25 protein-coding genes and 2 pseudogenes are annotated in these 26,094 nt (G+C 64.4%); 7 read left to right on the forward strand and 20 right to left on the reverse strand.

Going from position 1 to position 26,094, the window contains the following annotated elements:
• Positions 1 to 153 precede the first annotated feature (153 nt).
• A pseudogene (locus tag KWG56_RS11950) lies at positions 154 to 695 on the reverse strand (integrase core domain-containing protein); the annotation flags it as partial.
• 127 nt (positions 696 to 822) lie between these two features.
• Here KWG56_RS11950 and KWG56_RS11955 point away from each other — a divergent pair.
• The gene (locus KWG56_RS11955; RefSeq protein WP_219354928.1) at positions 823 to 1,311 is read left to right on the forward strand and encodes a YciE/YciF ferroxidase family protein; all 489 of its coding nucleotides are present in this window, start codon (positions 823 to 825) and stop codon (positions 1,309 to 1,311) included.
• 425 nt (positions 1,312 to 1,736) lie between these two features.
• Positions 1,737 to 1,871 (forward strand): annotated as a pseudogene (locus KWG56_RS19075) (integrase core domain-containing protein); the annotation flags it as partial.
• 169 nt (positions 1,872 to 2,040) lie between these two features.
• Here the strand turns inward: KWG56_RS19075 and KWG56_RS11965 are convergent.
• Positions 2,041 to 2,349 (reverse strand): hypothetical protein, encoded by a 309-nt coding sequence (locus tag KWG56_RS11965; RefSeq protein ID WP_219354930.1) that lies wholly within the window; start codon positions 2,347 to 2,349, stop codon positions 2,041 to 2,043.
• A 564-nt stretch (positions 2,350 to 2,913) separates the two neighbouring features.
• On the opposite strand from KWG56_RS11965, the gene KWG56_RS11970 reads away from it, so the two are divergent.
• Complete coding sequence (locus tag KWG56_RS11970) at positions 2,914 to 3,261, forward strand: helix-turn-helix domain-containing protein (RefSeq protein ID WP_219354931.1); 348 nt, start codon at positions 2,914 to 2,916, stop codon at positions 3,259 to 3,261.
• Between the two features lie 313 nt (positions 3,262 to 3,574).
• Here KWG56_RS11970 and KWG56_RS11975 read toward each other — a convergent pair whose 3' ends face one another.
• The 17 genes from KWG56_RS11975 to KWG56_RS12055 all read right to left on the reverse strand — a co-directional run bounded on the left by KWG56_RS11975 (position 3,575) and on the right by KWG56_RS12055 (position 18,538).
• On the reverse strand, positions 3,575 to 4,492 hold the full coding sequence (locus KWG56_RS11975) for a HEPN domain-containing protein (protein WP_219354932.1): 918 nt from the start codon (positions 4,490 to 4,492) through the stop codon (positions 3,575 to 3,577).
• A gap of 305 nt (positions 4,493 to 4,797) precedes the next feature.
• Entirely contained in the window at positions 4,798 to 5,175 is a 378-nt protein-coding gene (locus tag KWG56_RS11980; protein WP_219354933.1) for a helix-turn-helix transcriptional regulator, read from the reverse strand.
• Positions 5,165 to 5,350 carry a hypothetical protein gene (locus KWG56_RS11985; RefSeq protein WP_219354934.1) on the reverse strand — a complete coding sequence of 62 codons (186 nt, stop codon included), beginning with the start codon at positions 5,348 to 5,350 and terminating at the stop codon, positions 5,165 to 5,167. Before KWG56_RS11985 ends, KWG56_RS11980 begins: the two co-directional genes overlap by 11 nt.
• Positions 5,340 to 5,651: a hypothetical protein gene (locus KWG56_RS11990; protein ID WP_219354935.1), complete on the reverse strand. Its 312-nt coding sequence runs from the start codon at positions 5,649 to 5,651 to the stop codon at positions 5,340 to 5,342. The genes KWG56_RS11985 and KWG56_RS11990 overlap by 11 nt, the downstream gene beginning before the upstream one ends.
• The gene (locus KWG56_RS11995; protein ID WP_219354936.1) at positions 5,648 to 6,262 is read right to left on the reverse strand and encodes a lytic transglycosylase domain-containing protein; all 615 of its coding nucleotides are present in this window, start codon (positions 6,260 to 6,262) and stop codon (positions 5,648 to 5,650) included. Before KWG56_RS11995 ends, KWG56_RS11990 begins: the two co-directional genes overlap by 4 nt.
• On the reverse strand, positions 6,256 to 6,759 hold the full coding sequence (locus KWG56_RS12000; protein WP_219354937.1) for a S26 family signal peptidase: 504 nt from the start codon (positions 6,757 to 6,759) through the stop codon (positions 6,256 to 6,258). Before KWG56_RS12000 ends, KWG56_RS11995 begins: the two co-directional genes overlap by 7 nt.
• Positions 6,756 to 7,784, reverse strand: a complete 1,029-nt coding sequence (locus KWG56_RS12005; protein ID WP_219354938.1) for a TraB/TrbI/VirB10 family type IV secretion system protein — start codon at positions 7,782 to 7,784, stop codon at positions 6,756 to 6,758. The genes KWG56_RS12000 and KWG56_RS12005 overlap by 4 nt, the downstream gene beginning before the upstream one ends.
• A 161-nt stretch (positions 7,785 to 7,945) precedes the next feature.
• Positions 7,946 to 9,001 carry a TrbG/VirB9 family P-type conjugative transfer protein gene (locus KWG56_RS12010; protein WP_219354939.1) on the reverse strand — a complete coding sequence of 352 codons (1,056 nt, stop codon included), beginning with the start codon at positions 8,999 to 9,001 and terminating at the stop codon, positions 7,946 to 7,948.
• On the reverse strand, positions 8,980 to 9,663 hold the full coding sequence (trbF, locus tag KWG56_RS12015; protein ID WP_219354940.1) for a conjugal transfer protein TrbF: 684 nt from the start codon (positions 9,661 to 9,663) through the stop codon (positions 8,980 to 8,982). Before trbF ends, KWG56_RS12010 begins: the two co-directional genes overlap by 22 nt.
• Positions 9,664 to 9,665: 2 nt before the next feature.
• Positions 9,666 to 10,979 carry a P-type conjugative transfer protein TrbL gene (trbL, locus tag KWG56_RS12020; protein WP_244999496.1) on the reverse strand — a complete coding sequence of 438 codons (1,314 nt, stop codon included), beginning with the start codon at positions 10,977 to 10,979 and terminating at the stop codon, positions 9,666 to 9,668.
• 10 nt (positions 10,980 to 10,989) lie between these two features.
• Entirely contained in the window at positions 10,990 to 11,763 is a 774-nt protein-coding gene (locus KWG56_RS12025; protein WP_244999497.1) for a TrbJ/VirB5 family protein, read from the reverse strand.
• Entirely contained in the window at positions 11,702 to 14,155 is a 2,454-nt protein-coding gene (gene trbE / locus KWG56_RS12030; protein WP_219354941.1) for a conjugal transfer protein TrbE, read from the reverse strand. Before trbE ends, KWG56_RS12025 begins: the two co-directional genes overlap by 62 nt.
• Before the next feature lie 7 nt (positions 14,156 to 14,162).
• Positions 14,163 to 14,438, reverse strand: a complete 276-nt coding sequence (locus KWG56_RS12035; protein ID WP_219354942.1) for a VirB3 family type IV secretion system protein — start codon at positions 14,436 to 14,438, stop codon at positions 14,163 to 14,165.
• On the reverse strand, positions 14,438 to 14,758 hold the full coding sequence (locus KWG56_RS12040) for a TrbC/VirB2 family type IV secretion system protein (RefSeq protein ID WP_219354943.1): 321 nt from the start codon (positions 14,756 to 14,758) through the stop codon (positions 14,438 to 14,440). Before KWG56_RS12040 ends, KWG56_RS12035 begins: the two co-directional genes overlap by 1 nt.
• A gap of 771 nt (positions 14,759 to 15,529) precedes the next feature.
• On the reverse strand, positions 15,530 to 16,456 hold the full coding sequence (gene trbB, locus KWG56_RS12045) for a P-type conjugative transfer ATPase TrbB (protein WP_219354944.1): 927 nt from the start codon (positions 16,454 to 16,456) through the stop codon (positions 15,530 to 15,532).
• The gene (locus KWG56_RS12050) at positions 16,453 to 16,875 is read right to left on the reverse strand and encodes a hypothetical protein (protein ID WP_219354945.1); all 423 of its coding nucleotides are present in this window, start codon (positions 16,873 to 16,875) and stop codon (positions 16,453 to 16,455) included. The genes trbB and KWG56_RS12050 overlap by 4 nt, the downstream gene beginning before the upstream one ends.
• Positions 16,862 to 18,538: a type IV secretory system conjugative DNA transfer family protein gene (locus tag KWG56_RS12055; protein ID WP_244999498.1), complete on the reverse strand. Its 1,677-nt coding sequence runs from the start codon at positions 18,536 to 18,538 to the stop codon at positions 16,862 to 16,864. The genes KWG56_RS12050 and KWG56_RS12055 overlap by 14 nt, the downstream gene beginning before the upstream one ends.
• Before the next feature lie 1,284 nt (positions 18,539 to 19,822).
• Between KWG56_RS12055 and KWG56_RS12060 the strand changes: the two genes are divergently transcribed.
• The 4 genes from KWG56_RS12060 to KWG56_RS12075 all read left to right on the forward strand — a co-directional run bounded on the left by KWG56_RS12060 (position 19,823) and on the right by KWG56_RS12075 (position 23,960).
• Complete coding sequence (locus tag KWG56_RS12060) at positions 19,823 to 21,073, forward strand: DUF3363 domain-containing protein (protein ID WP_219354946.1); 1,251 nt, start codon at positions 19,823 to 19,825, stop codon at positions 21,071 to 21,073.
• Between the two features lie 218 nt (positions 21,074 to 21,291).
• Positions 21,292 to 21,750: a Ros/MucR family transcriptional regulator gene (locus KWG56_RS12065; protein ID WP_219354947.1), complete on the forward strand. Its 459-nt coding sequence runs from the start codon at positions 21,292 to 21,294 to the stop codon at positions 21,748 to 21,750.
• A gap of 79 nt (positions 21,751 to 21,829) precedes the next feature.
• Positions 21,830 to 22,045, forward strand: coding sequence for a hypothetical protein (locus tag KWG56_RS12070; RefSeq protein ID WP_219354948.1), 216 nt, complete (start codon positions 21,830 to 21,832; stop codon positions 22,043 to 22,045).
• A gap of 340 nt (positions 22,046 to 22,385) precedes the next feature.
• Positions 22,386 to 23,960, forward strand: a complete 1,575-nt coding sequence (locus KWG56_RS12075) for a hypothetical protein (protein ID WP_219354949.1) — start codon at positions 22,386 to 22,388, stop codon at positions 23,958 to 23,960.
• Positions 23,961 to 24,457: 497 nt separating this feature from the next.
• Here the strand turns inward: KWG56_RS12075 and KWG56_RS12080 are convergent, their stop codons facing one another.
• Entirely contained in the window at positions 24,458 to 25,708 is a 1,251-nt protein-coding gene (locus KWG56_RS12080) for an abortive infection family protein (RefSeq protein WP_219354950.1), read from the reverse strand.
• Positions 25,709 to 26,094 lie beyond the last annotated feature (386 nt).

Raw genomic sequence — 26,094 nt, forward strand, 5'->3', positions numbered from 1 at the left:
GCTTCCCACAGGGACTAGGCCGAGCGTCATTCGCTCGGCCATTCTTTTAGGCGGCTCGAACGCTCACGTGGAAGGCGACACGTCGATTTCAAGAAAGAGGTGAAACCGGACTGGCCCCTCGAAACGGAAGACTGGTGACGTGCCCCTGAGTTGTCATCCAGCAGGGACCAGAGCCCTTAAGTTAGTTACGCCTCGCAGCGTGAGGTGAGCAACAGGCCGGGGTCGCGCAGGTTTCATCCTGCGCAGCGGGCCGGCCTGTTGCGGTCAGACTGGCGACCAAAACCTCCGGCGTGAGGCGGCCGATCGACGAGTGTGGCCGGCGCGTATTGTAGCCCTGCGCCCAAACGGCGACCTTCTGACGTATGTGGTCGAGACTGAAGAACAGGCTCTCATTGAGCAGCTCGTCCCGCATCCGGCCGTCGAAAGATTCCACAAACCCGTTCTGAGCCGGCTTGCCCGGCGCGGACGTAGTCCCAGTCGACGTCATGATCCTGCGCCCAGGCCAGGATGGCCATAGACGTGAACTCGGTACCGTTGTCGCTGACGATCATCGCGGGGCGGCCCCGGCGAGCAATCAGCATCGTCAGCTCACGTGCGACACGACATCCTAAGATAGAGGTGTCGGGGATCGCCGCCAGACATTCGCGGGTGACGTCGTCGACCACGTTGAGAATGCGGAAGCGGCGGCGTGCGGCTCACTAGCGATTGGCCCCTCCCACTCCGCACAGGAACGCAAAGCTAGACCTTTGCTACACGCTTAGGCCGCGAGCGTCTGAGGGAGGCGGACGGTGAAAGTGCTCCCGGTCCCCGCCCCCTGAAGCCATGGTTGAGAAAACGCTCGACACCCTGTTTCACGACACGCTGCGAGACATCTATTATGCAGAACGGAAAATCCTGAAGTCTCTGCCGAAGATGGCCCGCGCCGCTCAGGCGCCGGAACTGAAGGCCGCGTTCGCCAAGCACAAGGATCAGACCGAAGGCCAGATCGAACGCCTTCAGCAGGTCTTCGAGATCATCGGCAAGGCGCCGCGTGGCAAGACCTGCGACGCAATCGAAGGCATATTGGCCGAGGGCGACGAGATCATCGAAGAATACAAGGGCAGCCCCGCCCTCGACGCCGGTCTGCTCGCTGCCGCGCAGGCGGTGGAGCATTATGAAATCACCCGTTACGGCACGCTCAAACGCTGGGCCTTGGTTCTCGGCTTGAACGACGCCGCAGCGCTTCTGGATGAGACACTCCAGGAAGAAGCCCAGACGGATCAGGATCTGATGAATCTCGCGCCAGGCTGTCCGTTACGCAGGAGAATATGAAGTTCAACCTCCTGGTTTTCCAGCGCCAGACTGAACGCCACGCGTTTCGCGGCGTCTTCTGCTTTTCCTCCGGTGGTGAAGGTGACGGGTTCCGTCTCATCGACGAAGACAGCCCAAGCGTCTCCGAGAGGTTCCACAACGATCTTATGCACGGACGATCTCCTGTGAAGCGGTCTCGCCACAGCGAGCCGTGGCGGGACCGAGATGAGGGCTTGGTGAGATGTTGCAGGCTGAAAAGAGCCCGCCCTTCAAGCTGGACGGGCCCATTTCAAAACTAGTCTGTGTTCGACAAGGCTTCTGCATTGACTGCAGCATCGGCGATGCCGGTCTGCTTCCCTCCCCTTTCCAGCGGGGAGCCTCCGCTGCTTGTGGGCGGACCCGCCTTCAACCATCAGCGTGTCGAGGCGGAACATGCCCTCTGAAACAACTGCCGCCTGCGCGACGAGCTGTTGAACGAGACGTTATTCCGCTCTCTGCCGCACGCCCGCGCTATGATGGAGGCGTGGGGATGCGACGATAACGAACGGCGCCCCCACTCCAAGCTCGGCTGGCTGACGCCGCAGACCTAGCCAGAAGCGCTCACCGAACAGTTCGGCCAACCCCAGCTCAGATCAACCCGGGAGCTCGTTGCGGCCGGATGAGAACCAGGATCACGTCAATTGAAAAAGCCCCGGAGGCTGTGACTCCGGGGCATCCATTCACCGCGGTTTTGGTTCATCAGGTTCCTGGTTAAGCCGCTCTGCTGTGCACGGGGGCGTGAGCGGTCGCCGCGAGCTTGATGCGCTCGTCAACATCAAGCTGGCGCAGCCAGAAACCGATACGGTTTACAGCCGCGACGTCGAGACCGTCGCATCTGGCACCAGCCTGCATATTGTACGCAACTTCGTCGAGGATATCGGCGGCTTGCTCCCAGTGCGTGGGTGTGTGACGCAATACGATCTTCTCAAGATCGTCAGTGTCTGGGGCTTCTTCTTCTGGAAGAAGTCTCGCCTGTCGCAGCAACTTCACAGCTTCGTCAAAGCCGGTCTTACGCGCCATCTTTCCCTCCATAGGCTGGCACGTCGAGGCTGCTCTTGCTCGGTTAACTGGTCCTGAATTCTGATTACGTAGGAATACGTGATCTCGCCGTATTTCGCTGAGTAAGAATGCCGCACTCACGGAGTGAGGGAAAAAGAGGAAGAGCGGCCCGGCCTTATGTTTGGAGGAAAGACGGGCCGCCCCTAGCGCCGCAGCCAATGAAGGTTCGGCACTTGCCCCACGCCCCAAGTGTTGCGCATCGAAACCGTTATAGAGTTTTGCGTTACAGTAAAGCTTGATTACGGGTAATTATAGGCTGGAAACGTAAATTATTGCCACACCCACGAACCTTGCTTCTTGTTGATGGCGGTCTACGTCAGACTCAGACAGATGCGACTATGTGGCTGGACTACATATTTCCAACTGGAAGTGTGGGCATGGCTGCTATAGCCAATCGGCACATCACCTTGATGCATCTGGAGGATTTCAGTTCCTCGAAAACCGAGACGCCATTTCGCCGAGAATGCCGTTGCGTTAGCTTTCAATCGACGATCTTGTGATCAGTCGTTTCAGTGGCAGTGCGGGATGGCCAAGGTGGCGGAAGACAAGGAAGTCACAACGCGAATTGCGGAAAATATAGACAGTCGTCGGGCTGCGCTCGGTTTGAGCCAGGTCCAGCTTGCCGACGTCCTGGGGGTCTCATTCCAGCAAGTTCAGAAATACCTTGCAGGCAAGAATCGGGTGCCATCCGACAAAATGCCCGCTCTAGCCAAGGCGCTACGATGCAGCATTGGAGAGTTGTACGGCGCCGAAGAGGCCACAGTCATTGGTGCTGAGCGGCTGCTAAGGGCTTGGGGTGATCTTCCCACCGGTCAGCGCGAGGCAATTACCGATCTCGTGGAGGCACTGGCTGCCCAGGACCATCCTTCATAGGCATGCTCCGGTCTGCCGCGAAGTTTGGCCGCAGGGCGGAATATCAGCCTGGGCCGTTCCTACTCAGATGTGAGGGAAGGATCGGCCAGATGATCGACTTCAATGACCCGGCTATTGTCGAGTGGGACTGCGCTTTAGCTGCTCTGTGCGCCGCTCATGAAGGCTTCCGCCAAAGTCTGGATGAGCCATCCAGAACACAGGCGCGTGCTACGCTCGCAGTGGCTCGTGAGAGGTATGACGCAGCCCTGGAGAAGCTGGCTTAGCTCATCCGCCGGATCACGCGGCGTCGCGAGGCCGGTCGAAAAAGGGAAGATCAGAACCGTTCGGCCTCAAGCCTCAGCGCTGCCAACTTGGCCTGACAGGTTTCGCCCACCAGAGTTCGCAGGCGCCGCGCGCACATTGCCAGAGCCTCGAGATCGTCCACGCTGATGTCATACTGGTCCGAATAGCGGGCCTCGACATAGGCGCGCTTGAGGGTCTCGAACCGACGCCGGTCAATCTTCTGTTCGCGGGGCCAAGCCTCAATCAGCCGCTTGTCGACGTCTTCCGCAAGAGAGCGGAGGAATTTGATGTTGTGAGACCGGGGAAAATAGAAGGTGTGGACCAGCAGGAAGCAGATGTAGGCGCGCTCAGCCGCTTGGTGGAGGTTGTAGGCAGCGTCCTTCCTGTTGCCCCTGCCGATATAGAACTCTGCACCAACCAGAGACTCTTCGATCTTAGAAAACCAAACGTTGAAGTGCTGCTGCGCCATTTCGACGGCGTCCTTGGGCGTCATCGGCTTGGCCACGGCCAGAGGATGGCCGGGCATTTCGTAGAGCATGACGCCGTCGCGAACGATGTCGGTCCAGAAGTATTCGCCCCGGCCGATGGCCTGGTTCACCTCGGCAAGATCATGGACGATGATGTTGACGATCCGGCCGACCGAAGGGTCGCTCATGATCTTGTTCTCGGCGACCCACCAGTAGTCGGCGATGTCCGTCAGCTTCGGATGACTGACGATCACTAGCAGATCGAAATCGCTAAGATAGCCGTTCTCGGGTTCGTCGACCCAGTCGGTCCGGGCATAGCTGCCGAACAGGATGATCTTCAGGACTTGGCCGCCCTTGCGCCAATCCGAGGTGCCGCCGGCGCCCTTGCGCAGCGCAGCCTCGAACTCGGTCAGCAGGGTCGTGCGGACATGCGCGAGCTCCTGCTGCTGACGGGCTGGAAGATGATCGAGGTCCGACTTCATGACGACGAGTCTAGCCAGAAAAGCGCGGTGGACAGAAGCATATTCGAAGTTGAACGTTCGAGATGCCTGCGGAGGTTGGCTTTGACAGGGATCGATAGTCGACGAAGCACTGATGCCGACAAAGGCTGGCGGACCGGGTGCGCCGGGCGTTGAGAACATGTGAGATTCGCATGCGCCCACGCCTTTAGCCGAAGCCTGTACATACGCGTGGGCCGCACCGGGCGAACCGATCCTAGTCGCTTTAGACAGACAACGGGAGTCTCGCGCGGCGAAGATCAGGCCTGTCCTCCCCCGCCACAAAGCCCTCAGAAATCAAACCCCAGTTGTCCTTCAGACACGATGGACCTGCGCCGTGCGCCGGTATTGCGAACCTCGCCCACAGGCTCCTTCGTGCCTTCGTCCCGGGACGGCGACGCGGTGACCAAACGCAGCGATGGACGGCCCCGAGCCGGCGCCGTCAGCGGGGCAGGCTTTGGCGTGAACGACGGAATGATGGGGCCTCGACTCTCATGCCAGGCGGCGATGTCCCGCGCCCGCCAGGCGACGCGGCCCGGCGAGATCGGCACCGGCTCAGGGAACTGGCCGGCGCGACGCAGCCGCCAGGCCGTAGTGCGCCCCAGCCCCGTCAGGTCGCGCACCTGACGCCAGGCCAGAAACCGGTCCAGACCGTCGTTATGCGACATGAGACCCTCCGATGAGGGCGACGGCCCGACGGCCCATGATCTCCGCCACCACGGCGGCGTCGTTCGCCGCATCCACGGGATCGCGGCCCCACCACACGACCAGAACGGCCTTCAGCGGATAGCTGACGGCAGGGTCGTTGATCAGGGTTTCCAGATCGGGGCGCTCAGGGGTCATGAGGGCGCTCTGCTTTCCGGGACTCCCGCCGCAACCGCTGCCGTTCGCTCGAGGAGGAGACCGGCGCCGTGATCTGGGCCTCCGCCCAGGCCTCCAGCAGGTCTACGGGATAGAAGGGCTTGTTGCGCACATGGCGGCAGGGCGGTCCGCCTGAGCCGGTGGAATAGGCCCGGGCGAGGGTCGTCGCCTTCATCCGGATACCCTTGCGTTCAAGATAGAGCGACGCCTGCGCGCGCGTGAGCCAGGCCTCGAAGCAGGGCTGAGCTTCGACGTCCGCATCCATCTCCGGCACGCCGCTCATAGCTCGACCTCCCCCGGCCCGCAGTCGCGGGAAGATCGGACGCCCCTCCCCGCCGTCAGCGCCAGATAACAGTCGATGACGGCGACGACGTAGGCGCGGGTTTCGGCGATGTTCGGAACTCGTCCCAGACGCGCCACGCGATCCGGACCGGCGTTGTAGGCCGCGAGAGCGAGCCTGAGATCCCCGAAGCGATGGAGCTGCCGCGCCAGATAGTTCGCCCCTCCGGCCAGGTTGTCGGCGGGATCGAAACGATCCACGACGCCCAGCTCGGCGGCGGTCCCGGGCATGAGTTGGGTCAGGCCGCACGCGCCGGCGGACGAACAGACGCGGGCGCGATAGGCGCTCTCCACAGCCACCACCGCGTGAAGCAGCTTCGGGTCCAGACCATGACGTTCGGCAGCAACCGCTACCGCCGGGGCGAACGGCTGCTCTGCAGCGCGCAGCCGGAACGGCTCGGCCGAAACCTCGCCGTCGCGCTGCGGCGCCGGACTATGCACGCCAGCGAACAAGGGGCCGCCAGCCTCGCTCCAGCTGATAGACGACTGGGCCAGCGCCGGACTGCCGACGCCGAGAACGGCCAGGATCGAGAGCGCAACAACAGGTCTCACCATGTCAGGGCCTCCCGATAGACGCCATCGATCTCGCCGAGCTTCACCGGTCCGAAATAGCGGCTGTCCAGGCTCGTGGACGTGTCTCCCAGAAGGAGACGTTCATCGGGGGCGAGGCGGCGGCAGCCGCGCCATACGGGAAGCCGCTCTCCCGCCCGATCCTCTGACCTGATGGGTTCGGTGCGGAAGGGTCCGATCAACCATCGCCCGTCCGAACAGACCAGGTCGCCGCCCGTCGCCGCGACCCGCTTTATGAGCCGCACGGAAGACGGCATGCCGCGCCGCGCCAGATAGGGCCGAACGACGTCAGGCTGGCGAATAGCGACGACGGCGCCGCGCTCCGGGAGGGCCAACGGAAGCCGGACGTAGAACCCAGCGGGGAGGCTCGGGCTTTCATTGACGAGAGCCGGTGTGGGCGTGTGCGCGGTGGCTGCGCCCAAGAGGACCAGGCCGGCGCCCGGCGCAACGGTCCACTGGATGAGACGAGATGCTCGGGTCATCGGATGTATGGCTCCAGAATGAGATCCCGCGTGATCATCACGCTGACCGGCGTGCCGGCCTCAACCCGGATCGAAGGCCGCACCGCCAGTTCCCGGTCAATCAATCGTCCTCCGACCTGCGCCGCCTCGATGGACGCCGCATCCCCCGCGCTGGCGACCACGGAGCGATCGTCAGATCGCCCCCGCGCCAGTTCGCCGATCGTGCTGATCGCGCCCGCAAACAGACTGGCGATCCCAAGCGAGCCGAGACGCCGGTCGACCTGCCCCCGGACGCCGACCGCACCCTGTGCGTCGACGCCTTGCTCCTGCGCCAGCAGCAGGCTCTTGCCGTTGGGAAGGATCATGCGATCCCACACCAGAAAGGCGCGGCGATCGCCGTAGGCGCTGTCACCCTCGTACCGCCCGAGCAGGCGCGTCCCCTGGGGAATAACCAGATGACGTCCCGAGATGGAGTCGAAGATGTTCTGCGTCACGGTCGCCAGCACGGGTCCAGCCCGGCCCGTATCGACGGCGGTGAGGAGCGCGCCGGGAACGATGGCGCCGGCCTTCAGCTCATAAGGAGACACAGGGGCGATCAGTTCGTGAGGGCTGTAGATCGTCCCGTAGTCCCTTGCGGTCGCGGAGGGGCCGACGGTCGCGAGCGCCGCCGCGGCGGCCGCAGGGGCGGACGGCGGTCTGGCCGCTCCCCCCTCCGGAAAGAACAAGCCTGACGCCGCCGCGAGCGCGCCTGGCCTAGGGGCGGCGGGCGCGCCGGAATTGGCGGTGTGCGCAACCGGCGAAATCGCTGGATCGGACGGCGACGCATCGATCTGGGATCTCCCTTCGTCCCGCGCTCCGAAAACACGTGGCGGCGGGAGGCGGTCATAGGTTGCGGGCTGATCCGTCACGCGTTCCGAGGGGCGGACGCCGCCCCTCGGAGCGTCCGGGCGGATTTCGTTTGCAGCGTCACGCGCCTGGCTGGTCAGCTTGGGCTGGATGATGAAGGCCCAGGCGAGCGAACCCGAGACAAGGAGCGCGGCGATCATTACGGCGCCCTGCACGACCGGCTTGCGGATCCGGACCGCCGACGGGCGGGACGCACGCCCCATAAGCGGAGGGGGCACGGCCTTCGACGTCGGGGGCGTCGACGGCTCATGGGACGTGGCGGTCTCGGTCGATTGATTGAGAGGAGAGGCGGGGTCACTCATCACACGGCTCCTGGCGTTCGGAGGATGCGGACAATCTGCGGGCGGGAACCGCCGACGCGCAGCTCGGCCTCGTCGAACCTCCGGTCGACGATGATCAGCCCGTCGGACTGCCGGTAGTTGACCAGCTGGAGTTCGCCGTTGCGGCGGACAAACAGGGCCGGCGCTTCACTCACCCGGGCGTCAGGGGAAAGGGCGATGAAGGTGCGCACGCCGTCTGTGAAAACCGCAGTCGGCGTCCATACCGGCGCACGGCCCTGGGGCTGGATCCTGAACCTGGCATCGAGGGGGCCTTGAGGAGCCACCGCCTCGACATCGACAGAAGGCGGCGGGTCGGTCGGCGCCGCCAGCCTGACCGGTCGTGAGCCATGATCCCAGACGACGGCGGGATTGAAGGCTTCGGCCTCCCCGCTTCGGAGCGTCAGCAGATAGACCCTCTGGTTGGTGGTCAGAACCAGATTGGTCTCCAGCCCCGCGCGAAGGGGCTTGATCAGGACATGGGTGCGGGCGTCTTGCCCGGAACCAGAAGCGCTCTCTCCGATCTGCCAGCGCACCGTGTCGCCCGCCGCCTTTGCGCTCACGGTTTCGCCCGGCGCCAGCGTCAGGACAGTGACGCGCAGCGGCGCCGTCCTGACCTCATAGATCCGGCCATCTCGCCATTCGAAGACCCGGATGCCGCCGATGAAGCCGTCAGCTCCGGACAGGCCGCTGGCCGAACCAAAGACCGTCGGAGCCGCTCCCCTGCCCTCCGGCCTTCTTTGGGGCTCCGGCGCCTCGCGGGGTCGATCCGGCCGGTCTCGCGTGTCGACGAGGTCCGGGATGGAACGCGCCGAGATCGGCTCTGCGGCGGCCGGGCCTGCGCTCGCCGAGAGGACGTCGGAGTCCGGCGGCGTCGACAAGCTCTCGCTCGGTGCGACGCCGCCCGCCTCCGCAGGGGCGTCTTCCGTCACGGCGACAGGATAGGTCCCGTCCGCAGCGGGAGCGACAGGACGAAGCAGAGCGCAGCCCCCGAGCACCAGGGAAAGGGCGGCGAGCGTCAGGAAGCGTCGGGGGTCCATGAGACATCCTCGATTCTAAGGCCAAGGGGATTGCGCATCAGCTCCGCCTCTGTGCGAGGCGGCTGATGGGCGACGGTGATCAGGGCGCGCCAGCGTTCGGTTCCGGCTTGCTGGCCGTTGACGAAGCGGGTCTCTCGCCACTGGAGGTCGAAGCTTCGGTCGCTGCGACGCACGACGTTCAGAACCTCCACATTGACGGCCTCACGACCGGCCTCCGCGAACGGATCACGAGCCTGGGCCCAGTCATTGAGGAAGCTCGACGCCTTTGGCGTCAGCAGGTCGTAGGCGCGCAGCCAGTTCTGGCGGATGACGATGGGGTCTATCGACTTTGACCGGACGTCCCGGATCCATTGAGCGAGCGCATAGCTCGTCTGGGCCTCCGTCGGCTCGTAACGACCGTCCAGAGCGGTGATCTTCTGGGTCTGCCCCCAGTCCGCGACCTCGACCACGAAAGGTTTGACGACGGCCCGATCAGCCTGCACCCACCACCCTGCTCCGAGGAAGGCCGCCAGGGCCAGATTGGCGAGCGCCATGCGCCGCCAGTTCCGGGCATGCGCGATGGAGAGACCCATGCGGTCGTCCCAGACCTGACCGGCTCTCTGATAGGGCGTGCTGCCCGGCGAGGCGGTCAGGGCTCGCTTGGGTTTCGAGAAGGGGTTCACGTTCAATCCTCGGATCTGAAAGTGGGTTTGACGGCGCCGCTGTTTTCCCCCGCAGGCATCAATCCACGCCCGCTGTTGGCGATGACGAACGCTTGCAGGGCCGCGGACCGGCCGCCTGGTCGACGCGACGTCCGTTCGGCGGGGCGCGCGGGCGCCTTGTCCTCGTTGAGCGGCGGCCTGTCAGTTTGCGGCGATGCTGTCGTGGAGCCCGCTTCGCTCGCAGGATCCGGGCTCCCCGCACCGCCGGCTGGGCGTTCCGGCACGGGTTTCGCGCCGCCGATGCCGGACGGCGGGGAGGAACCGCCAGACGGCTGGGGGCGGCAGCCTCCGGTCGGAGGCGCCGCTCCGCCAGACGGGCGTGATGCCGCCGATGCGCCAGCCGCTGACCGCGACGCTCCGCTGACGAGCGCCGCGCGTCCTGCGAGCGCTCCGCCGGCCGCCGCAACCCCGCCCGCGGCAAGAGCGCCTGCGCCCGCAACAGCCAGGCCGCCGGTCAAGGCCGCGCCTGCGCCGAGGGCCGGCCCACCGGTGACCAGGGCGGAGGCGAGGTTGGGGATGAAGATCGCCAGCATGGCCAGAAGGAGGGCGGCGACCAGTATGGTCAGAGCCTCGTAGATGTCGGGATTGGCGGACGGTTGGAGCTGGTCGAAAATCGTCCTTGCGCCCGAGACGACAATGGCCAGCGCCAAGACCTTAAGGCCGGACGAGACGACGTAGCCGAGAGGGCGTTCCGCCAAGAAAGCCGTCCTGTTCCAGATGCCGAATGGAAGCAGGACGAAACCGCCCAGGGTGACGATCTTGAACTCAAGCAGCGAAACGATGATCTGGAGAGCGAGGACGGCGAAGGCCAGCAGAATGCCGATCATCGCCAGTCCCAGGATCAGGGCGTCCGCCATATTCCCCATGACGTCGAGCGGGTTCTCGACCGGCGCGGGAGTCTCGCCGAGCGCCTTCACGATTTCCCATCCCTGCTGGAGGATGGCGCCCGGGTTGAGAAACTCACGGCGCGACAAGGATCCGCCGCCCGCCGTCAGACCCAGTTCGAGAAAGCCGGCGTAGATCGTCTCGGACAGGCTCTGCCAGTCGTTGATGATCCAGGCGAAGGCGCCGATCAACAGCACCTTGCCGAAGGCCGACGCCAGGATCTCCCGGTTCGGGGACATGGCCCACTGAATCCCGGTGAGCGCGACCACCAGGGCGATCATCAGGCCGAAGACGCTGTTCACCGAGCCCGACAAGGCGTCGAATCCCGCCGTGACGGTGTTCGAGAACACCACCATCAGTTCGTTCGGGGTCTCCATTCCGGGGGCGGCCATGGCGCTTCCCTCAGTCGCGCGCGTTGGGGAAGGGATCGAACGCCGGCGCGGACGGGGCGGACCTGCGCCCTTCCCAGAACCGTCGGCGCGCCTCGACGGACGCTGCCCGCTCGGCAGCCTGCCGGGCGCTCGCCTCGGCCATCAGCCTGGACTGGGCCAACAGAAGCGTGCGCATGCTGGCGAGGTCCTCGGCCAGAACCGAAAGCATCTGGGTGGAAGACTGGATCGCCGCCGTTTCGCCGCCTGCGCTCTGGCTGGCGGAGAGCGCGCCCTCGAGTCGCCGGTCGCGCCCCTGGGCCAGGCGTTCAAGTTCCGCCGCAGTCCGCGCGAGATCCTGGGCTGTCCGGCGCGCCGTGGCGTTTCGATCCCCGCCCAACCTGACGAGGTCGGCGGCGGACAGGTCCTGCGGGTAGAGATCAGAAAACTGGCGCTCTACGCCCTGCAGAGTCGAGGCGGCTCCCCTGACAGTTCGGGCGAGCTCGCCGATATCCCGCAATGTCTGCGAGGACTCCACGAGATGACTATAGGGCGAGGAAGCGAGACTGCGCGCGTCATTGGCCAGCGACCGGGCCTCGTTGGCGAGGCTCTCGATCTGTCGCGCCGCCGAAAGCAGCGCCTGGGTGTTGGCGCTGGGATCATAGACGACCCACTGTGCGGAAACCGGTTGCGGCGTGCAGGATAGCGTAATGAGCGAGAGGCTCAGCAGTCCGAGCCAGCTCCGCCTAGCCGGCGTCGAGAGGATGATCAGCGGGCGGATCGAAGCTGTCGAAGACCATGTCGACATGTTGGACTCCCTTGGCTTTGAGGAACGCCCGGACAAACCGGTCCGGGCGAGTGTCGATCGGATCAAGTCCGGCGAGGACAGCGTCGATGATGAGCTGGTCCTCTGGCGAAGCAGCGCCGCACAGCGCCAGACCGGCGCCGGAGAGTTTGAGATCGAACAGGCGGCGCCCCTCGGGCTGACGCAGATAGTAGGCGCGCTTCGGCGTCGCCCAGGCGATCAGCTCGAGTTGACGCCGGTTCAGACCGAACATCCGGTAGAGGTCCGCAGACGCCGGCTCCAATGCGCGCGGATTGGGCAGGAAGACCTGTGTCGGGCAGCTTTCGATCAGCGCCGATGCGATCGTCGAGCGCACGACGTCGTCGAGCGACTGGGTCGCGAAGACCACAGCCACTCCCTTCTTGCGCAAGGTTTTCAGCCATTCCCGGATTCGGGCCGCGAAGGCCGTCTCGCCGAGGAAGAGCCACGCCTCGTCGAGGATAAGGAGCGTGGGGCGACCGTCGAAGCCGCGCTCGACCTCGTGGAACAGGGCGGCGAGCACGGGGGCGACGGCAGACGGCGTCGCCATCAGACGGTCGAGTTCGAAACACTCGAAGATGGAAAGCGTCCCTTCTGGCGGCGCGACGCCGTCGATCAGGGCGCCGTGCGGTCCCTTCAGGGTGAGCGGCTCAAGTGCGGCGGCAAGCGCCTTGTCCTGCACCAGCGCCGTAAACACAGTGAGGGTCCGTTGCGCAACGGGCGCCTGGGCCAGGGCGCCAAGCGCCGCCCAGATTTCCTCCCTAATCGAAGGCGTCGGCTCGAGACCGGCCGAGCTGGCGGCGTCGGCCAACCATTCGGACGCCCAAGCCCGTTCCACGTCTTCATCGACACGCGCGAGCGGCTGCAAGGTGAAGGCGCCGCCGGGCTCCAGGGGGTGCCAGCGGCCGCCGGCCGCCAGGGTCGACGCGCGGGCGCTCCGTCCCTTGTCGAAGACGACCACCCGCGCCGCCTTGTAGCGGAGCCACTGCATGGCCAGGAAGCTGAGGAGGACGCTCTTGCCCGCGCCGGTCGGCCCGACCACCATGGTGTGCCCGACGTCCCCGACGTGCAACGCCAGACGGAACGGGGTCGAGCCGCTGGTCCGGGCGACGGTCAGGGGCGCAGACTTGAGCTTCGGGTCTTGCGAAGGTCCCGCCCAGACGGCCGAGACCGGCAGCAGATCCGCCAGGTTCAGCGTGGACACCAGAGGACGCCGGACGTCCGCGTAGGGTTCGCCGGGCAGGGAGCCCAACCAGGCCTCCACAGCGTTCAGATCCTCGGTTCTGGCGACGAAGCCCTGGGCGTTGAGGGTCGCCTCTACCGCACGCGCCCTCTCCGCCGTTTCGACGGGATCGTCGCCCAGGAGGGTCACGGTCGTCGTCAGATATCCGTAGGCGCAGACGTCCCCGCCGAGCGCCTCGAGAGCGCCGTCGCATTCCTCTGTCTTCGCCGCGGCGTCGGTGTCGAGCAGCGGCACCTCTTCCTTGGTGATCGCTTCGCGCAAGAGGACGCTCACGCCCTTTCGCTTCGCGAACCAGCGCTTGCGCAGCCTGACCAACTCGACCTCGGCGTCAGCCTTGTCCAGACCGATCCACCGCGCGCTCCACCTGTAGGCGAACGGCAGGGTGCCCAGAGCATCGAGAAGACCGGGACGGGTGGCGGCCGGGAGGCCACGCACCGAGACGATCTTCAGCACCTGTCCGCCCAGGGTTGGCGAAACGCCGCCCAGCAGGGCCGCGTCCGCCAGCCAGGCGTCCAGAAACATCGGCGTGTCCGGCAGATTGAGGGCGACAGAGCGTGGAGAGACGCAGTCGTGCAGCCAGGTCAGAAGGGCGGCGTCGTCCAGGGCGCTCACCTCCGGCAGGGCGTCTGCGATCAGATCTGTGATCTGGGCGCGTTCCCGGTCGAAGGCGTCGAGCGCCATGCGCCAGTCCCGATCAGCGGGAGCCGCCCCGTCGAACAGCCAACGCTCGGTCCGGCGGGTGTCGTCCGCGGGGGGCAGCCAGGTGAGCGACGCCCGGTAGTCGGTTTCAAAAGCCGGTTCGCTGGTTTCGAACAGCGATCGACGCTCAGCGTCCACCAGCCAGGCAGCCGCGACACTGAAATCGCCGGCCGGATAGGGATCGGCGGACCGGCGTCGCGCCTCGACATGCAGGCACCAACCGCTGCCAAGCCGCTTCAGGGCGTTGTTCAGACGGGCGCGGACAGCGAGCAGTTCCTGGTCCGACGCGGAGCCCAGGTCCGGTCCGCGGAAGCGGAGGCCCGCTGTGAAGGAGCCATCCTTGTTCAACACCACGCCCGGCGCCACGAGCGCAGCCCAGGGCAGGTGATCGGCGAGAAGCGCCGGACGGCGGCGATGTTCGTCGAGGAAGCGCATGGGAGCCTCACACGTCCAGATGACCGGGAAGGGCGAGATGACGGCGGAGCACGTCGAAGAACCGCTTGTCGGCTCGCGCGGCGTACAGGCCGACCGCGTGGGCGATCGCCCACCAGAGCAGGCCGAGCCACCAGATGCGCAGGGCCAGGCCCAGGACCAAGGCCACCGTGCCCATCAGTATGGCGTAGTCGCGCGGCATTCCCGCGAGGGTCACCGGTTCGGTGAGCGCCGCCGCGACCGGCAGGTCCCATCCCGGCGGACGAGTGTCGATCGCGTCGACCATCATCCGATCTCCGCCCCGCCCGCAAAGCCGAAGAACTGTAGGAAGAAGGTCGAGGCGGCGAAGGCGATGGACAACCCGAAGAGAATGCCCAAGCCGCGCCGCATCGACGAGCCGTTCTCGCTCATGGCGACGCCTGCCCCGAACAGGACGACGGCGACGACCGCCGCCGCCTGGACCACCGGTCCTGTGATCGAGGCGACGATCTGTTGGAGAGGCCCTTCCCAGGGCATGCCCGAACCACCGGCCACAGCCTCACCGGCCAACAGCAGGCCGCAAGTCACCGTCGCGGCCGAAAGGCCGCGTTTAAGCATACGCTGCATGATCTGGTTTCCTGAGGTCAGGACGCTCAATGCGTCGACGACTCAGGACATCAAAATCATCCACAGACTGTCAATCAGTTGTGGAAATATATTCCTTGCGTCATCGGAATCTTATAGAATTAGACATCAAGACGTTCCACGCCCTTACTCGACATGAGACTGACAATCCAAGTCTTCACCAAGTCGTTTCTGAGAGCTTTCCCTTTGAATACTCGAAACATCCCACGCCAGTCCGCCTCGCATTGCGCGATGCGGTATCAGGACGGAGAGGCTTGGCTTTGAAACAGCAGCCGCTGACATCCTCAGGGAGGATCGCCACATTGTTCGCTCACAATATAGAGGGTCCACGCGCCGACGCGCCAAAACACACACCTGGTTGTGGATCCCGGACCGCCGAAATCCGGGTGGCGGAGGGCTTCTGACCTGCCCAGGGCGCATGAGACAAACTTCGTTTTCGCCTATCTGAATCACTGCGGCTCACGATTGCGCCACGCGTCTGCGACGTGATGGTGATGACCAGGCTCCTGGCCTCCTGATATGCATGCGCCGATGAGCCGCCTCCCGACATGCTCGGTTGGGTCCATCAAGTCGGTGAAATCGTATTGTTCGCCTCGCCCGACGGATCAGCGACCGAACCTCGCCTCATCCAGCGCCTTGATGAAGGCCAGCAGGCTCAACACGCTGTCGAAGACGGAGCCCCCTGCCCCGCTGACAACTGATTGTCGAGCGTCAGACTGCAAGTGTCCGAACCGTCCCCTCCGCCACCACTCATCACGGCGACGCTGTCACCTTGAGGATCGCTTCGACCTTTCGCCCACTTGGCGTGCGCCGGATATGAACGACCACGTCCAAGGCATGGGCGATCATGCGTTGCGGCGCTGCAGAGGTCACTTCGGCGATCAGATCCTCAACGCGCCTCAGCGCCTCCGGAGCGGAGTTTGCGTGGATCGTCGACAGACCGCCGGGATGCCCGGTGTTCCAGGCCTTGAGAGTTTCAAGGGCGGCGGCGCCGTCGCGCATTTCGCCGACGACGATCCGGTCCGGCCGCATGCGAAGGGCGTCCCGCACCAGATCGACCACCCCGATAGCGACAGGGAAACGCCGGGTGAGCATCGACACCAGATCCCATGCCGAACACTGCAGTTCAGGGGTGTCCTCTATCAGGATCACCCGGTCGTTGGCGAACGCCGGCTCGGCTAGCAGGGCGTTGGCCAAGGTGGTCTTTCCCGATCCGGTCCCTCCGGAGATCAGCAGGTTCCGGCGCGTCAGCACCGCCGTCCGCAGCTGATCCGCCTGCACCGACGTCATCGCTCCGTCCCGGACATAGTCGCTCAGCGTCCAGATCAGCGCGGGTCGCTTGCGTATTGAAAAGGCCGGACCGGTCGTGACGGGAGGGAGGAAGCCCTGGAAACGTTCGCCCGTCACCGGCAGGACGCCGGACAGGCGCGGGTTCTCCCGGGTCACTGGCTCCCCGACATAGTCGGCGATCAACCGGATGACCCGTTCCCTCGCCTCGACGTCCAGCCGAGCCCCGGCTGCGGCGCGCCCGCTTCCCACGCGGTCAAGCACCAACAGCCCGTCGGGATTGACGAGTATCTCCACCACTTCGGGATTCGTCAGGGCGGCCAGAACGTCGGAGCCGAGGGCATGTCTTAGGGCGTCCAGCTTGCGTTCGGCTACGATCGGATGGGCGTTCACCCCGGCTCTCCCCCGGCCCGACGGGTGGCCGCCGCGCAGACCAGGCGCGCCGCCGTCGCATCCAGCAGACTTTCGATCCGTCTCTCCACCGCAGCGAGCACGACGGGGTCCTGGTCGGTCACCGCGTCCGGGAGCCTCAGAAAGAAGGCGCGAGCGAGCTCGATCATCAGCTCCTGGATGATCTGCACATCCCGCGCCGTCGCGCGCATGTGGTCACGCAACGCCCTGTCGAGATGAAGCAAGCGGTCCTCCGGGTCGGCGGTCAGGCTGCGCGCCAACCCCTTCGCCAACGACCGTCCAGCCGCCTGACTCAGCGGAATCCTCGCCGCCTGCGCCTCGCGGCGGAGCGCGGCCACGACGCGGGGATCGGTCACATAAACCTGGATTCGTGTGGCGGAGGCAGGATCACGACCGCGCATCGCCGTCCCCTTGCAGTCCATCCAGCACGGCCTGTTCTGCGGCATAGGCCGTGGATATCCGCTCATAGGTCTCCGCCGCCCGTGCTGCGACCCGTTTGTCTTGGATCGCCGCCTCCACCTCCTTGAACAGCGGGAGGACGGCCTCAGGATCCTCTCCGAGACTTGCTCGCCCGGTCCAGGGATGGGGCGGTCGTCCGGGCGTATCCACCGCGTCGGACTGGTCGGGAGGGGGATGGTCGGCCCGGTCGCGGAAGGGCCGGTCGCGATCATAGCGAACCTTGCGGGTCCGGAGGGGACGATGACCAGCGGCGAAGGTCAGCTGAACATCATCGGGAAGAGCGCGGATTTCCCCCGGCTCCAGCAGTGGACGGTCGACCTCGGAGCAGGAGACCGAGCTTCTCCCAGCGCCCATCCCTGCGGGTCGGGTCCGAGAGGTCTTTGTTTCGAGAACCGTCCCGGTCAGCTTCGAAACCTTGTCCTGAGTGAGGGGATCCAGGGCGCTGAAGGCTGTATAGACATGGCAGTTGTCGAGGATGGTGTTATTGGCGCCATAGGTCTCGACGATATCGTTGAGCGACTGGGCGACGAACATCGTCTTGATGCCGTAACCGCTCATCAGCCTGAGGGACTTTTCGAAAAAGGACAGACGCCCCAAAAGCGGGAACTCGTCCATCACCATCAACAGGCGGTGACGTTTTTCGCGCCCGGCGGCGTCGCGGGTCTCGTGGATCGTCAGCGACTGGGCCGCCGCATAGAAGAGCAGCCTGATCACGGGACGGAGCGCAACGGCGTCGGCGGGGGCGACCTGGACGTAAAGCGTCACCGGGGCTTCCGCGCACATCAGGTCGCCGAGTGCGAGATCGGAGCACGACAGCGCGCGCTCGAGATCTTCGCCCGACAACCATTTCAGATAGCTGCGAGCCGTTCCCTGAACTGAGGTGCGAAAGCGATCGTGCATCGCCGCATAGCCTTTCACGGCGTTCGCGATAAAGGGGTGCACCTCCGCCTCCCCGTCGCCCCTGCGCCGATGAAGCGTTCTGACCATCACGTCGGCGGCAGCATCCATATCCGCCAGGAGCGCACGGACCGTCAGCAGCGTCTTCTCCTTGTCCGGAGCCGTGTAGAGCACGTGCAGGATGACCGCCTCGAGGATCTCCGATGCGGCCTTGTCCCAGATCGCCTCATCGTCACGGGCGCCGCCAGGATCGCTCAGGATGGCGACAAGCCGCTGGATCTGCGCCAGTTCGTGCGGGCCGGGGCGGATCTCGGCGAGCGGATTGAACCGCGCGGACGCCGCATCCCGCGGGTTGAAATAAAGGGCGTGGCCAAACCGCCCTCTCCATCCCGACGTGATCCGCCACAATTCTCCCTTGGGGTCGTGCACGAGAGCACTTTGTGTCCAGCTCAACAGGGTCGGAACGACGTGACCGCGGCCCTTTCCCGCGCGGGTTCCGCCCGTGAGCAGGGTCGGTCTCAGATCTGTTGTCGCGAGCAGACGTCCGTCCATTCGCCCGAGGATACAGCCCGCCCCGTCGCGTAGCCCCGCCCGTCCTGCATCCGCCATGCCGCCCCAGCCCCGAATACGCGGCGTCCCCTGCTGGTCCAGAAGGAGGGCGGCGGCGATGCCGAGCGCCGCCGTGACGAGGAAGACGGAGATCGACATGGAGAAGGCTTCAGACTCGCCGTCCCCGAACCGCTGTCGCCAGCCGACAAGACTCCACGGCCAGTAGAGCGACCAGGCTCCCAGACGAAGGGAGGGCCCCAGCGCCTCATGGTATCGGAACATCCAGGCGAAGGTCTGGGTCCCGGCCTGAAGAGCGCAGGTCAAGGCCGCGGCGACCATGCACAGACGCATTGAAACCATTCTGGAGCCCCCCGGGCGATCCGGCGTTGCGGGCCAGGGGAGGCGCCAATCGAGGCAGGATTTTGGCAGGTGATCGGCATGCCGTCGGCAGATGAGAGGCCTATATTCGTGACGCGCGCCAAACTAGTCGTCAGTTCTATTCGCGCCTCCGGAATATATTGTCGCGGGACACCTCAGACCGCCGGAAAGCCCGTCTTCGCGGCCGCTAGCCCTTGGTGGGCGAGGGTGCATCTTGCGAACCTGCAGGCCTTAGTCGCCCTCACGACATCGTTGAACAATCCGCGCGCCCCTCTCGACCTACGAGGACTGAGGACGAACGGTCCGCGCGATGATGGCCGCCGTGGAACTAGTCTATCTTGCGGCGACAGGCTTGCGTGCCGGCACCGTGTGGACGTCGAGTAAGACCGTGGACGCGGCGCCGCCCGGTTCGGCGGTCCGGCTCGCACAGAGTGCGCCGGCGATGGTGGTGGCTGGAGAGGTCGCCCCTCTCCGCCATGGCGCTCTTTGATCCGCTAAGGCTGGGCGCTGTTGTCCGCGAACAACCTGTGGCGATGGCGGACTCCTGCGGGTGCCGATCACATCCTTCTCGCAACGTACCGGGCACGACGCAGAGAGTGCGCTCGCGCCCTGGAGGTTGGCCTCAATGCGCTTGGAATCGGCCTCGCCTTCGGCCAGACCAGCGACCTTCGCAGCGGCCGTTCGGACCAGCGCTCAACCTCGGACAAAAGACGATCGAGAACGGAATGCAACTCTGCCCACCATGTCGCGAGCCGCCTGAACCAGCCTGCCTTCAGCAATAACCCGCTTCGTTTTGGCCGGGCGGGTTTTTGTCTGCCGTCCGGAAGCGCCCGCGCTCTGCCCATGGGACTCGGCTCTGGTTGCGAAGGTTTGATCGGCTGTGTTTGCTGTTGGAGAGACTGGTGAAGAATCGTCAGATCAGGGGCTTAGGGCAAGATAAAAGAGGGGTTTCGGGCTTCTGCTTTCTTCAGCTTTGACCGACAGTTGCGGCTATCATGGAGACTGTCGTCGACTTGCGATGAGTTGAGACCGTCTCCGCCCCTCCGACCGGCCGGAGTTGAGATCATGCAGGTCCGAACCGCTATCGAAGCCCGCCTCGCCGCCACATCCGGCGATGATGCTTCAGCCTTGCACATCCGCCTTCCCCAACGCTTGAAACCCGACAACACGAGTGTTCGGGTGGCGATGTTCCAGCGTCTCGCCGCGTCGCGCCTGTTCGCCTATGGCGACCGCGCAGGATGTCTGCGTGCAGCTCAGAACCGGTCGGGTCGAGCCTTTCGTCTCGACGTCCGCCAACGCGTCACGGTCAAGGCGCTCGTGTCACGTCACATGGGCAAGGGGTTTGCGCGGGGCGCCGCCCTGGCCGCCCATATCGCCTATCTTGGACGCAGAGGAGCCGGGGAGGACGGGGAACAGGCAGCCTTCTTCGGACCGGCCCGCGACGGGGTGGATGCGGCTGGCGCGACGGCGAATTGGGCAAAGGACCGCCATCATTTCCGGTTCATAATCTCGCCGGAGCACGGCGACCGGATCGCCGACCTCAGGGACTCTGTCCGCGAGATAATGTCCAGGGTCGCCGACGACCTGGGAGAACCGGGACTGAACTGGATCGCAGTCTGCCATTTTGACACGGACCAGCCTCACGCCCATGTGCTCGTCCGGGGGCGGCGCGGCGACGACCGGGACCTGGTCATCCCCCGCGACTATATCGCCTACGGCTTCCGCGCCCGGGCCCAGGAAGTCGCGCAGGAACGCCTTGGGGATCTCAGCCGCCAGGACGCCGAACGACGGGTCTGGCGAGAGACGCAGGCGGACCGCTTCACCGCCTTTGACCGACGCCTGGTGGGCGCCGCCGATGCGAACGGTCTGGTCGAAGACGGGATCGGCGGCACGGATGCATGGACCGCCCTGACACGGGGACGCCTGCGTCACCTCGAAACCCTCGGCCTGGCCGTGCGGACCGGCCGGCGCTTCAGTCTGGCTTTCGACCTCGAGATGAAACTGCGCCGACTGCAGTTGTCGAAGGACGTCATCCGGACACTCAACCAGAGGCGCATGGACGGCGCCCGCTCAGCTGAACAGCTTGGCAAGCAGCCCGTGCGAGGCCGGGTAGTCAAGATCGGCTGTCATGACGAACTCGGCGGGGCGGCCTATGTCGTCGTTCGCTCTACGGACGGTCGGGAACACTATGGGCGGCTCGCCGTCGGCAGATCGCCGCCACAGCTCGGCAGGACCGTCACACTGTCGCTGGACGCGCGCGGCTTCGCCCAGGTCATCACCGGCGCCCAGCGAGATTCCGGCCTCGGCCGCAGCTAGGCGGCTGTGCGCCGCCAAGAGCGGCTTTGCCTTGCCGGTCTTAGAAGCGCCGGAAGCGGACATTCACCAGCGGCCGTAAACACGACATTCAAAGCCTCGAGAGCCGGCTTTAAGGGCAGTCCGCTTTGATCTTCGAATAGCGTTCGTCGATATTTACTGTAGGGGCCTAGAGCGAGGTCTGAGGCCGTGTAGAGTTGCGGTTCAGAGACGGAGTTCCAATGACTGAAGAAACTCAAACCGCCGACATCCTCGACATGACCGTTGGGATCGTCGCGAACTACCTTTCGAATAATCGCCTGGACCCAGATCAAGTGGGCGCGCTGATTACGGCCACTCACGCCGCACTCTCCAACGTTGGCCAGCCAGAACCGCTACTGGTCGAGACCTATGACCGGGTGTCCTCAGCCCAGGTTCGCAAGTCGATGACGGACGACGGTCTGGTCAGCTTCATCGACGGCAAAACATACAAGACCCTCAGGCGTCACCTGACCACGAACGGTCTGACGCCGGACGAATACCGTGATCGCTACGGCCTACCTTCAACGTATCCGATCGTTGCTCCGGCCTACTCGGCGGCACGTTCGGAGATGGCGAAAGCGATCGGTCTGGGCGCGAAAGGGCGGAAGTCCAAATCCGACGCAACGGCTCCAGCAAAGGCGCCGTCGTCCAAAAAATGAGCGAAGTGGAGCCGACCGAACCGGTCGCGGGCCCGGCGGCGATCAAGAATGAGGTTGTGGTCCTGGAGCCGCGCTCGACATGATCGGGGCGATGGTAAACCTGTCGATCTTTGGTGAAGTGATCACTTCCCGAGACACGAATCTCCATTTCAATCACCCTCCATCGGCGGCTCTCTTCAACACCCTTTTGGCGGACTTCCTATCGCAACCGGGCGGGTGGTTTTTCGAGGCCAAAACCAAGATGACGTTCAGCGGACATTTGCACCCAACAAGAAACTTGACGCTGGTGAACTGAATGTAACCACCTGGCTTGACTACACAGCCGCATCAATCCGGTTACAGTCATATGGGTGCGAGCCGGACAACGGCCCAAAGTCAAGCTTCCTTGGATGACGCTTAGGTGCAAAGCACCCTCTCCTCGCGTGACCGGGTAAGTCAGCAAAGCGCCACTTCCGGACATTCAGACGTCTTCGGATAGCTGACCTTCAGAGTTCCCTAGGCATGCTGATGCAGCCTCAGCCGTGCCACCCGCTGCCGGTGACGGTCCGTCAGGAACAGCCGCGACGCTTTGGCACTCCGGCCGATCATGATTCCGACTATTAACCTCGCTATCGATTCACGCCACCCTCGCGGTCATGACGGCTAGACCCCTCAGTAGCGAAGACCTGGGCGAGAAAGGTGAACATCGTTTCGCCGAGCTGTGCTCTGATCTTACCGTCAACCGCGTGACGCGCGACAGGGCCGGGTTCGACTACATCGTCGACTTCCGCCTGCCGACGGACGGCAAGAATCTCGACAGCCGGCCTGCTCCGATTTCGGCGCGAGTTCAGGTCAAAACCCATTGGGCGGACCGGGATGAAGTGCGCCTACGCCTATCGGCTGCGGAACAGCTGATCAAACACCCCGGTCCAAGCTTCATCTGTGCGCTCGCCGCCGAAGCCGACGCCGATGGGGATCATTCGTTCGTGCGCATGCACCTGATCCACTGCCAGGGCGAAATTGTCGAGCGAGTCCTGAAGCGGCTCCGCCAGGCCGAGGCCGACGGAAAAATGCCGAACGCGATCTGGCTGACCGTGAAAACGTCGGACTTCGGACCAGCGCTCGCCGTCCGATCCTCGGCGTTGAAGCGCGGCCTGCAGGAAGCCTGCGCCGCTGACGCACTCACCTATCTCACCGCCAAGGTCCGCGAGTTGAAGACGGTCGGGTTTGGACCGGAGTCCAAGCAGATTAAGGTCAGCTTCACGGGACGGGCAGACGATGTGATCGACGCCTTTCTGGGCCTGCGCCCCCTTGATGTCACGGACATCGTGGAAAACCAGACCCGCTTCGGCATTACCCTGCCGCTGGACACCTTCCCGCCCGGACCGGCCCAGATGCGGATCAGCCCGCAGGCGGAACGCTGGGACGTCGTCGCGACGACACGAGCCCGTCGCTACCGCTTTAAGGGCAAGGCCTTGCGGGTGCCTGCGTTGATTCCCGCCGCTCTCGGTCGCCAGAAGATCCTGGTGCGGGCCGGGCTGATGCAAATCACGCTGACGTTCGACAAGACCACCTTCAACGTCTCGTTCGCTCGGAACCAGGAAGTCGAACTCGAAGCCGTCCGCAAGATCGTCGACTGGCGCGACCTCTACGCGATCCTGGCCGCCATGACCCAAGACGGCGCGTCCTTTTCCCTCCGGCCGGTGAAGGTGACTGACCCCCTTCGCCTTGATGCCCACGACCCCGACGCGGACACCGGCCCGGAATGGCGGACCTTCGCCCGGCTCACAGCGGCGGCGGCTCGCGTTTTCGAAGTTGCCGGTCGGCCGAACGCCAAGGCTTCTTTACAGACCCTTTGGGCGGCGGGCGATGATCTGACGACCTTAGCTGCTCTCATCGATGCACCTGACACCGTCACCGGCCTCAGCTTCACCACAAGCACGACCATCGCCCTGCCCCGTGACAGGCCGATCGACATGCTTCTGGGCCAGGCCTTCGAGGTCGGCGACCGTGTGATCGGTGTGGGCGCAAGCCTGGTTGCCACCGCCGAGGATAAGGGAGACGAAATTGTCTGGAGCGCCCCTTCATTGAAAGTGCTGGGCGTCCAACAGGTTCGCTCCAAATCCGAGTTCGAGAGCTTTTTGGCCAGCCTGCCACGACAATCCTACACGGTGATCACCGGCCTGTATCAAACGCCAAACCCTTCGATCTTCGCGATCGGGGACGCCTGACTAGTCAGGTGGAGGCGACCCAGCCAATCTTTCACCCAGGCGACGAATCGCATCGCCAAAATGCTGAGGGAAGCTGAGGAGCCGTGGCCCAGATCGACGCCAAGATCCGTCTTAGACCGACGCGCATCGGATTCCTGCTCCGACCGAGCGACCGTGCAGCGCTGAGAAAGATCCTGCTGTCGGGTCCGTGCATCTGGGGCGGCGCGCTCAATCCGATTATACCCGTCAATCGAACGACGCCGAAGGCTTGGTCGCACGCACCGCGACCGGAGATTTCTGCGCTGGAGGTCGCGCGGGGCTATGTGGGCTTCTTCGAGCCTGACGTATTCGTACATGCGCAACCGAGCCTTCTCGCGCAGATCGCGCCAACAGAAGACGTAGGACAAACGCGCATACGCAACGCTTCTCCCATGCCGCTCCAAATCACTCCCACCACGCCATGTAGACGGAGTGCACCAGGGCAGACGGGTCAGCCACGGCGTGCCGTTCGGTCTCATCTATTTTTCGTCGGCTGGCCGTCGGTGGTGGGTTTCGGTGACGAAGTCGATGAAGGCGACGGCGGCACCGACCGCCAGACGCGCGTGTCGTGGCTCTAGGCCTCTGTGATGGCCTTCCCGTCCATGACCGCTACCGTAAAGCCCCCGGAGCTCCGCCAGATGGTGAGTGATGGAGGAGAGACTCCGGAGGATGTGTTTGACCGTATCGGAGCCACGGGCTTCGTCCGATATGCCTTCAGGCACAAGCTTCAGCTCCTTGGCTAGAAGTTTCGTAAGATCGGGAAGGCCGGCTGAATTCGTGAAGCCTACACCCCGCTTGGTAAGGATGGATTTGCAGCAGCTCTCGACCAGATCCTTTGCAGTTCCGATCGCGAGTGCTGGGTCGCGCTCGACCGAGTTCTCCAACCGCTCGATCTCCTTTTGCATCCAACCCGCATCGAGTGCGTCGGCAACCGTGCGCGCCCTAGACACGGCGCGGCCGCCCGACACGTCCAGAGCCATAGCGACGTATCGCGGGCGGCCGGCGATCCGCTCCTGCTCGACTAGCATCCATCCATCTTGCCGAAGTTGATCGTTGAAGTGCTGAACCAGTCGCAGCGCCTCATTCCGATCTGGACGGACGACCGGGTTAGCCATCTCGCAGAGAAAACGGAGAAAGGAGTCCGAGGACCCGGCCATAAGGTTGAAACGGTCGTCCGAGTATATCCAATCGTCGGCCCAATCCTCCGGATTGTTGACCCTGTGCTGCCAGATGTCGCCGGCGGCGTTGTCGAAACGGCTGTCGGTCGACGGCAAGCGCTGCAGATCGAAGATGCGCTCCAGAAACTCGACTTCCTCCAGGCCGCCCGCCCAAGCCACATCATCCAGCTTCAATCCGTCGATGATGTTTCGACGCACCGCTTGGGAGACGCTCCCTTTTGTCTCACGCCAATCGGGGCGTTGCGTGACCTTGGGCACAATCGAGACGCTGTACCAGTTGGTCGTGTGCGATTCGACCACGGCCTTCAGGCGTACACCAATCTGTTCCTCCAAAGCGGCGCGCCCTTCGCCGAGCTGTGCGTAGGTGGCCGGATCAACTTCCAGAAAGACGGTGTAGGTCGACGTCCCGCCGTTCCAGTTGTCGTAGCCAGTCTCTCCGGAGCGAAACGTCGCCGTCTTGAGGAGATCGGTCGCGACCATCATGTTTTCGGCAGCCATCATCTCCGCTACCGTCGCAAGAAAGGGTTCAATATCCTCGGCGGGCTCCGGCACTTTCGACGATCTCCTGGCTCTTGTCGGGCTGAGCCGCATAGGGCCTCAGCCGATTGGGACTGCCACGGCTTCCGCGTCAAGGCGTTCGTAGGGTTGGCCGCAAGGGCGGTAGGCACTCCGGGATCGAGTCGAGGTGTGCATCCGCGCAATCGGTCCCGATCGAGATCCTCAAGACGTGACGGCTTTGCGAACCGCCAAGTCGTCACAAGGCGGCTCCTAGGTCATCTTCGATTTCCTGGGCCGGAACTGGGCTAGCGTATCCACAAAGCGGACGGTCCCAAGGTCTCAGATGAGTCAGACCTGCGCATTCGGCAGTTGATCGGCACCATGCTCAGAAGCGGGCGTCGCCAAAGATCGAGACATGTCAGAACCAGCTGACTAGAGAC

The sequence above is a fragment of the Brevundimonas nasdae genome (assembly GCF_019395145.1).
GTDB lineage: Bacteria > Pseudomonadota > Alphaproteobacteria > Caulobacterales > Caulobacteraceae > Brevundimonas > Brevundimonas nasdae.

Coding starts and splice junctions, on each gene's coding strand:
- KWG56_RS12070 (WP_219354948.1), top strand. CDS start 21,830: ATGATCGGGGCGATGGTAAACCTGTCGATCTTTGGTGAAGTGATCACT.
- KWG56_RS12000 (WP_219354937.1), bottom strand. CDS start 6,759: ATGACCCGAGCATCTCGTCTCATCCAGTGGACCGTTGCGCCGGGCGCC.
- KWG56_RS11990 (WP_219354935.1), bottom strand. CDS start 5,651: ATGAGCGGCGTGCCGGAGATGGATGCGGACGTCGAAGCTCAGCCCTGC.
- trbE (WP_219354941.1), bottom strand. CDS start 14,155: ATGCGCTTCCTCGACGAACATCGCCGCCGTCCGGCGCTTCTCGCCGAT.
- KWG56_RS11955 (WP_219354928.1), top strand. CDS start 823: ATGGTTGAGAAAACGCTCGACACCCTGTTTCACGACACGCTGCGAGAC.
- KWG56_RS12065 (WP_219354947.1), top strand. CDS start 21,292: ATGACTGAAGAAACTCAAACCGCCGACATCCTCGACATGACCGTTGGG.
- trbL (WP_244999496.1), bottom strand. CDS start 10,979: ATGGCCGCCCCCGGAATGGAGACCCCGAACGAACTGATGGTGGTGTTC.
- KWG56_RS12055 (WP_244999498.1), bottom strand. CDS start 18,538: ATGTCGATCTCCGTCTTCCTCGTCACGGCGGCGCTCGGCATCGCCGCC.
- KWG56_RS12060 (WP_219354946.1), top strand. CDS start 19,823: ATGCAGGTCCGAACCGCTATCGAAGCCCGCCTCGCCGCCACATCCGGC.
- KWG56_RS11965 (WP_219354930.1), bottom strand. CDS start 2,349: ATGGCGCGTAAGACCGGCTTTGACGAAGCTGTGAAGTTGCTGCGACAG.
- KWG56_RS12050 (WP_219354945.1), bottom strand. CDS start 16,875: ATGCGCGGTCGTGATCCTGCCTCCGCCACACGAATCCAGGTTTATGTG.
- KWG56_RS11975 (WP_219354932.1), bottom strand. CDS start 4,492: ATGAAGTCGGACCTCGATCATCTTCCAGCCCGTCAGCAGCAGGAGCTC.
- KWG56_RS12005 (WP_219354938.1), bottom strand. CDS start 7,784: ATGATCGCCGCGCTCCTTGTCTCGGGTTCGCTCGCCTGGGCCTTCATC.
- KWG56_RS11970 (WP_219354931.1), top strand. CDS start 2,914: ATGGCCAAGGTGGCGGAAGACAAGGAAGTCACAACGCGAATTGCGGAA.
- KWG56_RS12025 (WP_244999497.1), bottom strand. CDS start 11,763: ATGTCGACATGGTCTTCGACAGCTTCGATCCGCCCGCTGATCATCCTC.
- KWG56_RS12075 (WP_219354949.1), top strand. CDS start 22,386: ATGACGGCTAGACCCCTCAGTAGCGAAGACCTGGGCGAGAAAGGTGAA.
- KWG56_RS12010 (WP_219354939.1), bottom strand. CDS start 9,001: ATGGACCCCCGACGCTTCCTGACGCTCGCCGCCCTTTCCCTGGTGCTC.
- KWG56_RS11980 (WP_219354933.1), bottom strand. CDS start 5,175: ATGTCGCATAACGACGGTCTGGACCGGTTTCTGGCCTGGCGTCAGGTG.
- KWG56_RS11985 (WP_219354934.1), bottom strand. CDS start 5,350: ATGACCCCTGAGCGCCCCGATCTGGAAACCCTGATCAACGACCCTGCC.
- KWG56_RS12040 (WP_219354943.1), bottom strand. CDS start 14,758: ATGCAGCGTATGCTTAAACGCGGCCTTTCGGCCGCGACGGTGACTTGC.
- KWG56_RS12035 (WP_219354942.1), bottom strand. CDS start 14,438: ATGGTCGACGCGATCGACACTCGTCCGCCGGGATGGGACCTGCCGGTC.
- KWG56_RS11995 (WP_219354936.1), bottom strand. CDS start 6,262: ATGGTGAGACCTGTTGTTGCGCTCTCGATCCTGGCCGTTCTCGGCGTC.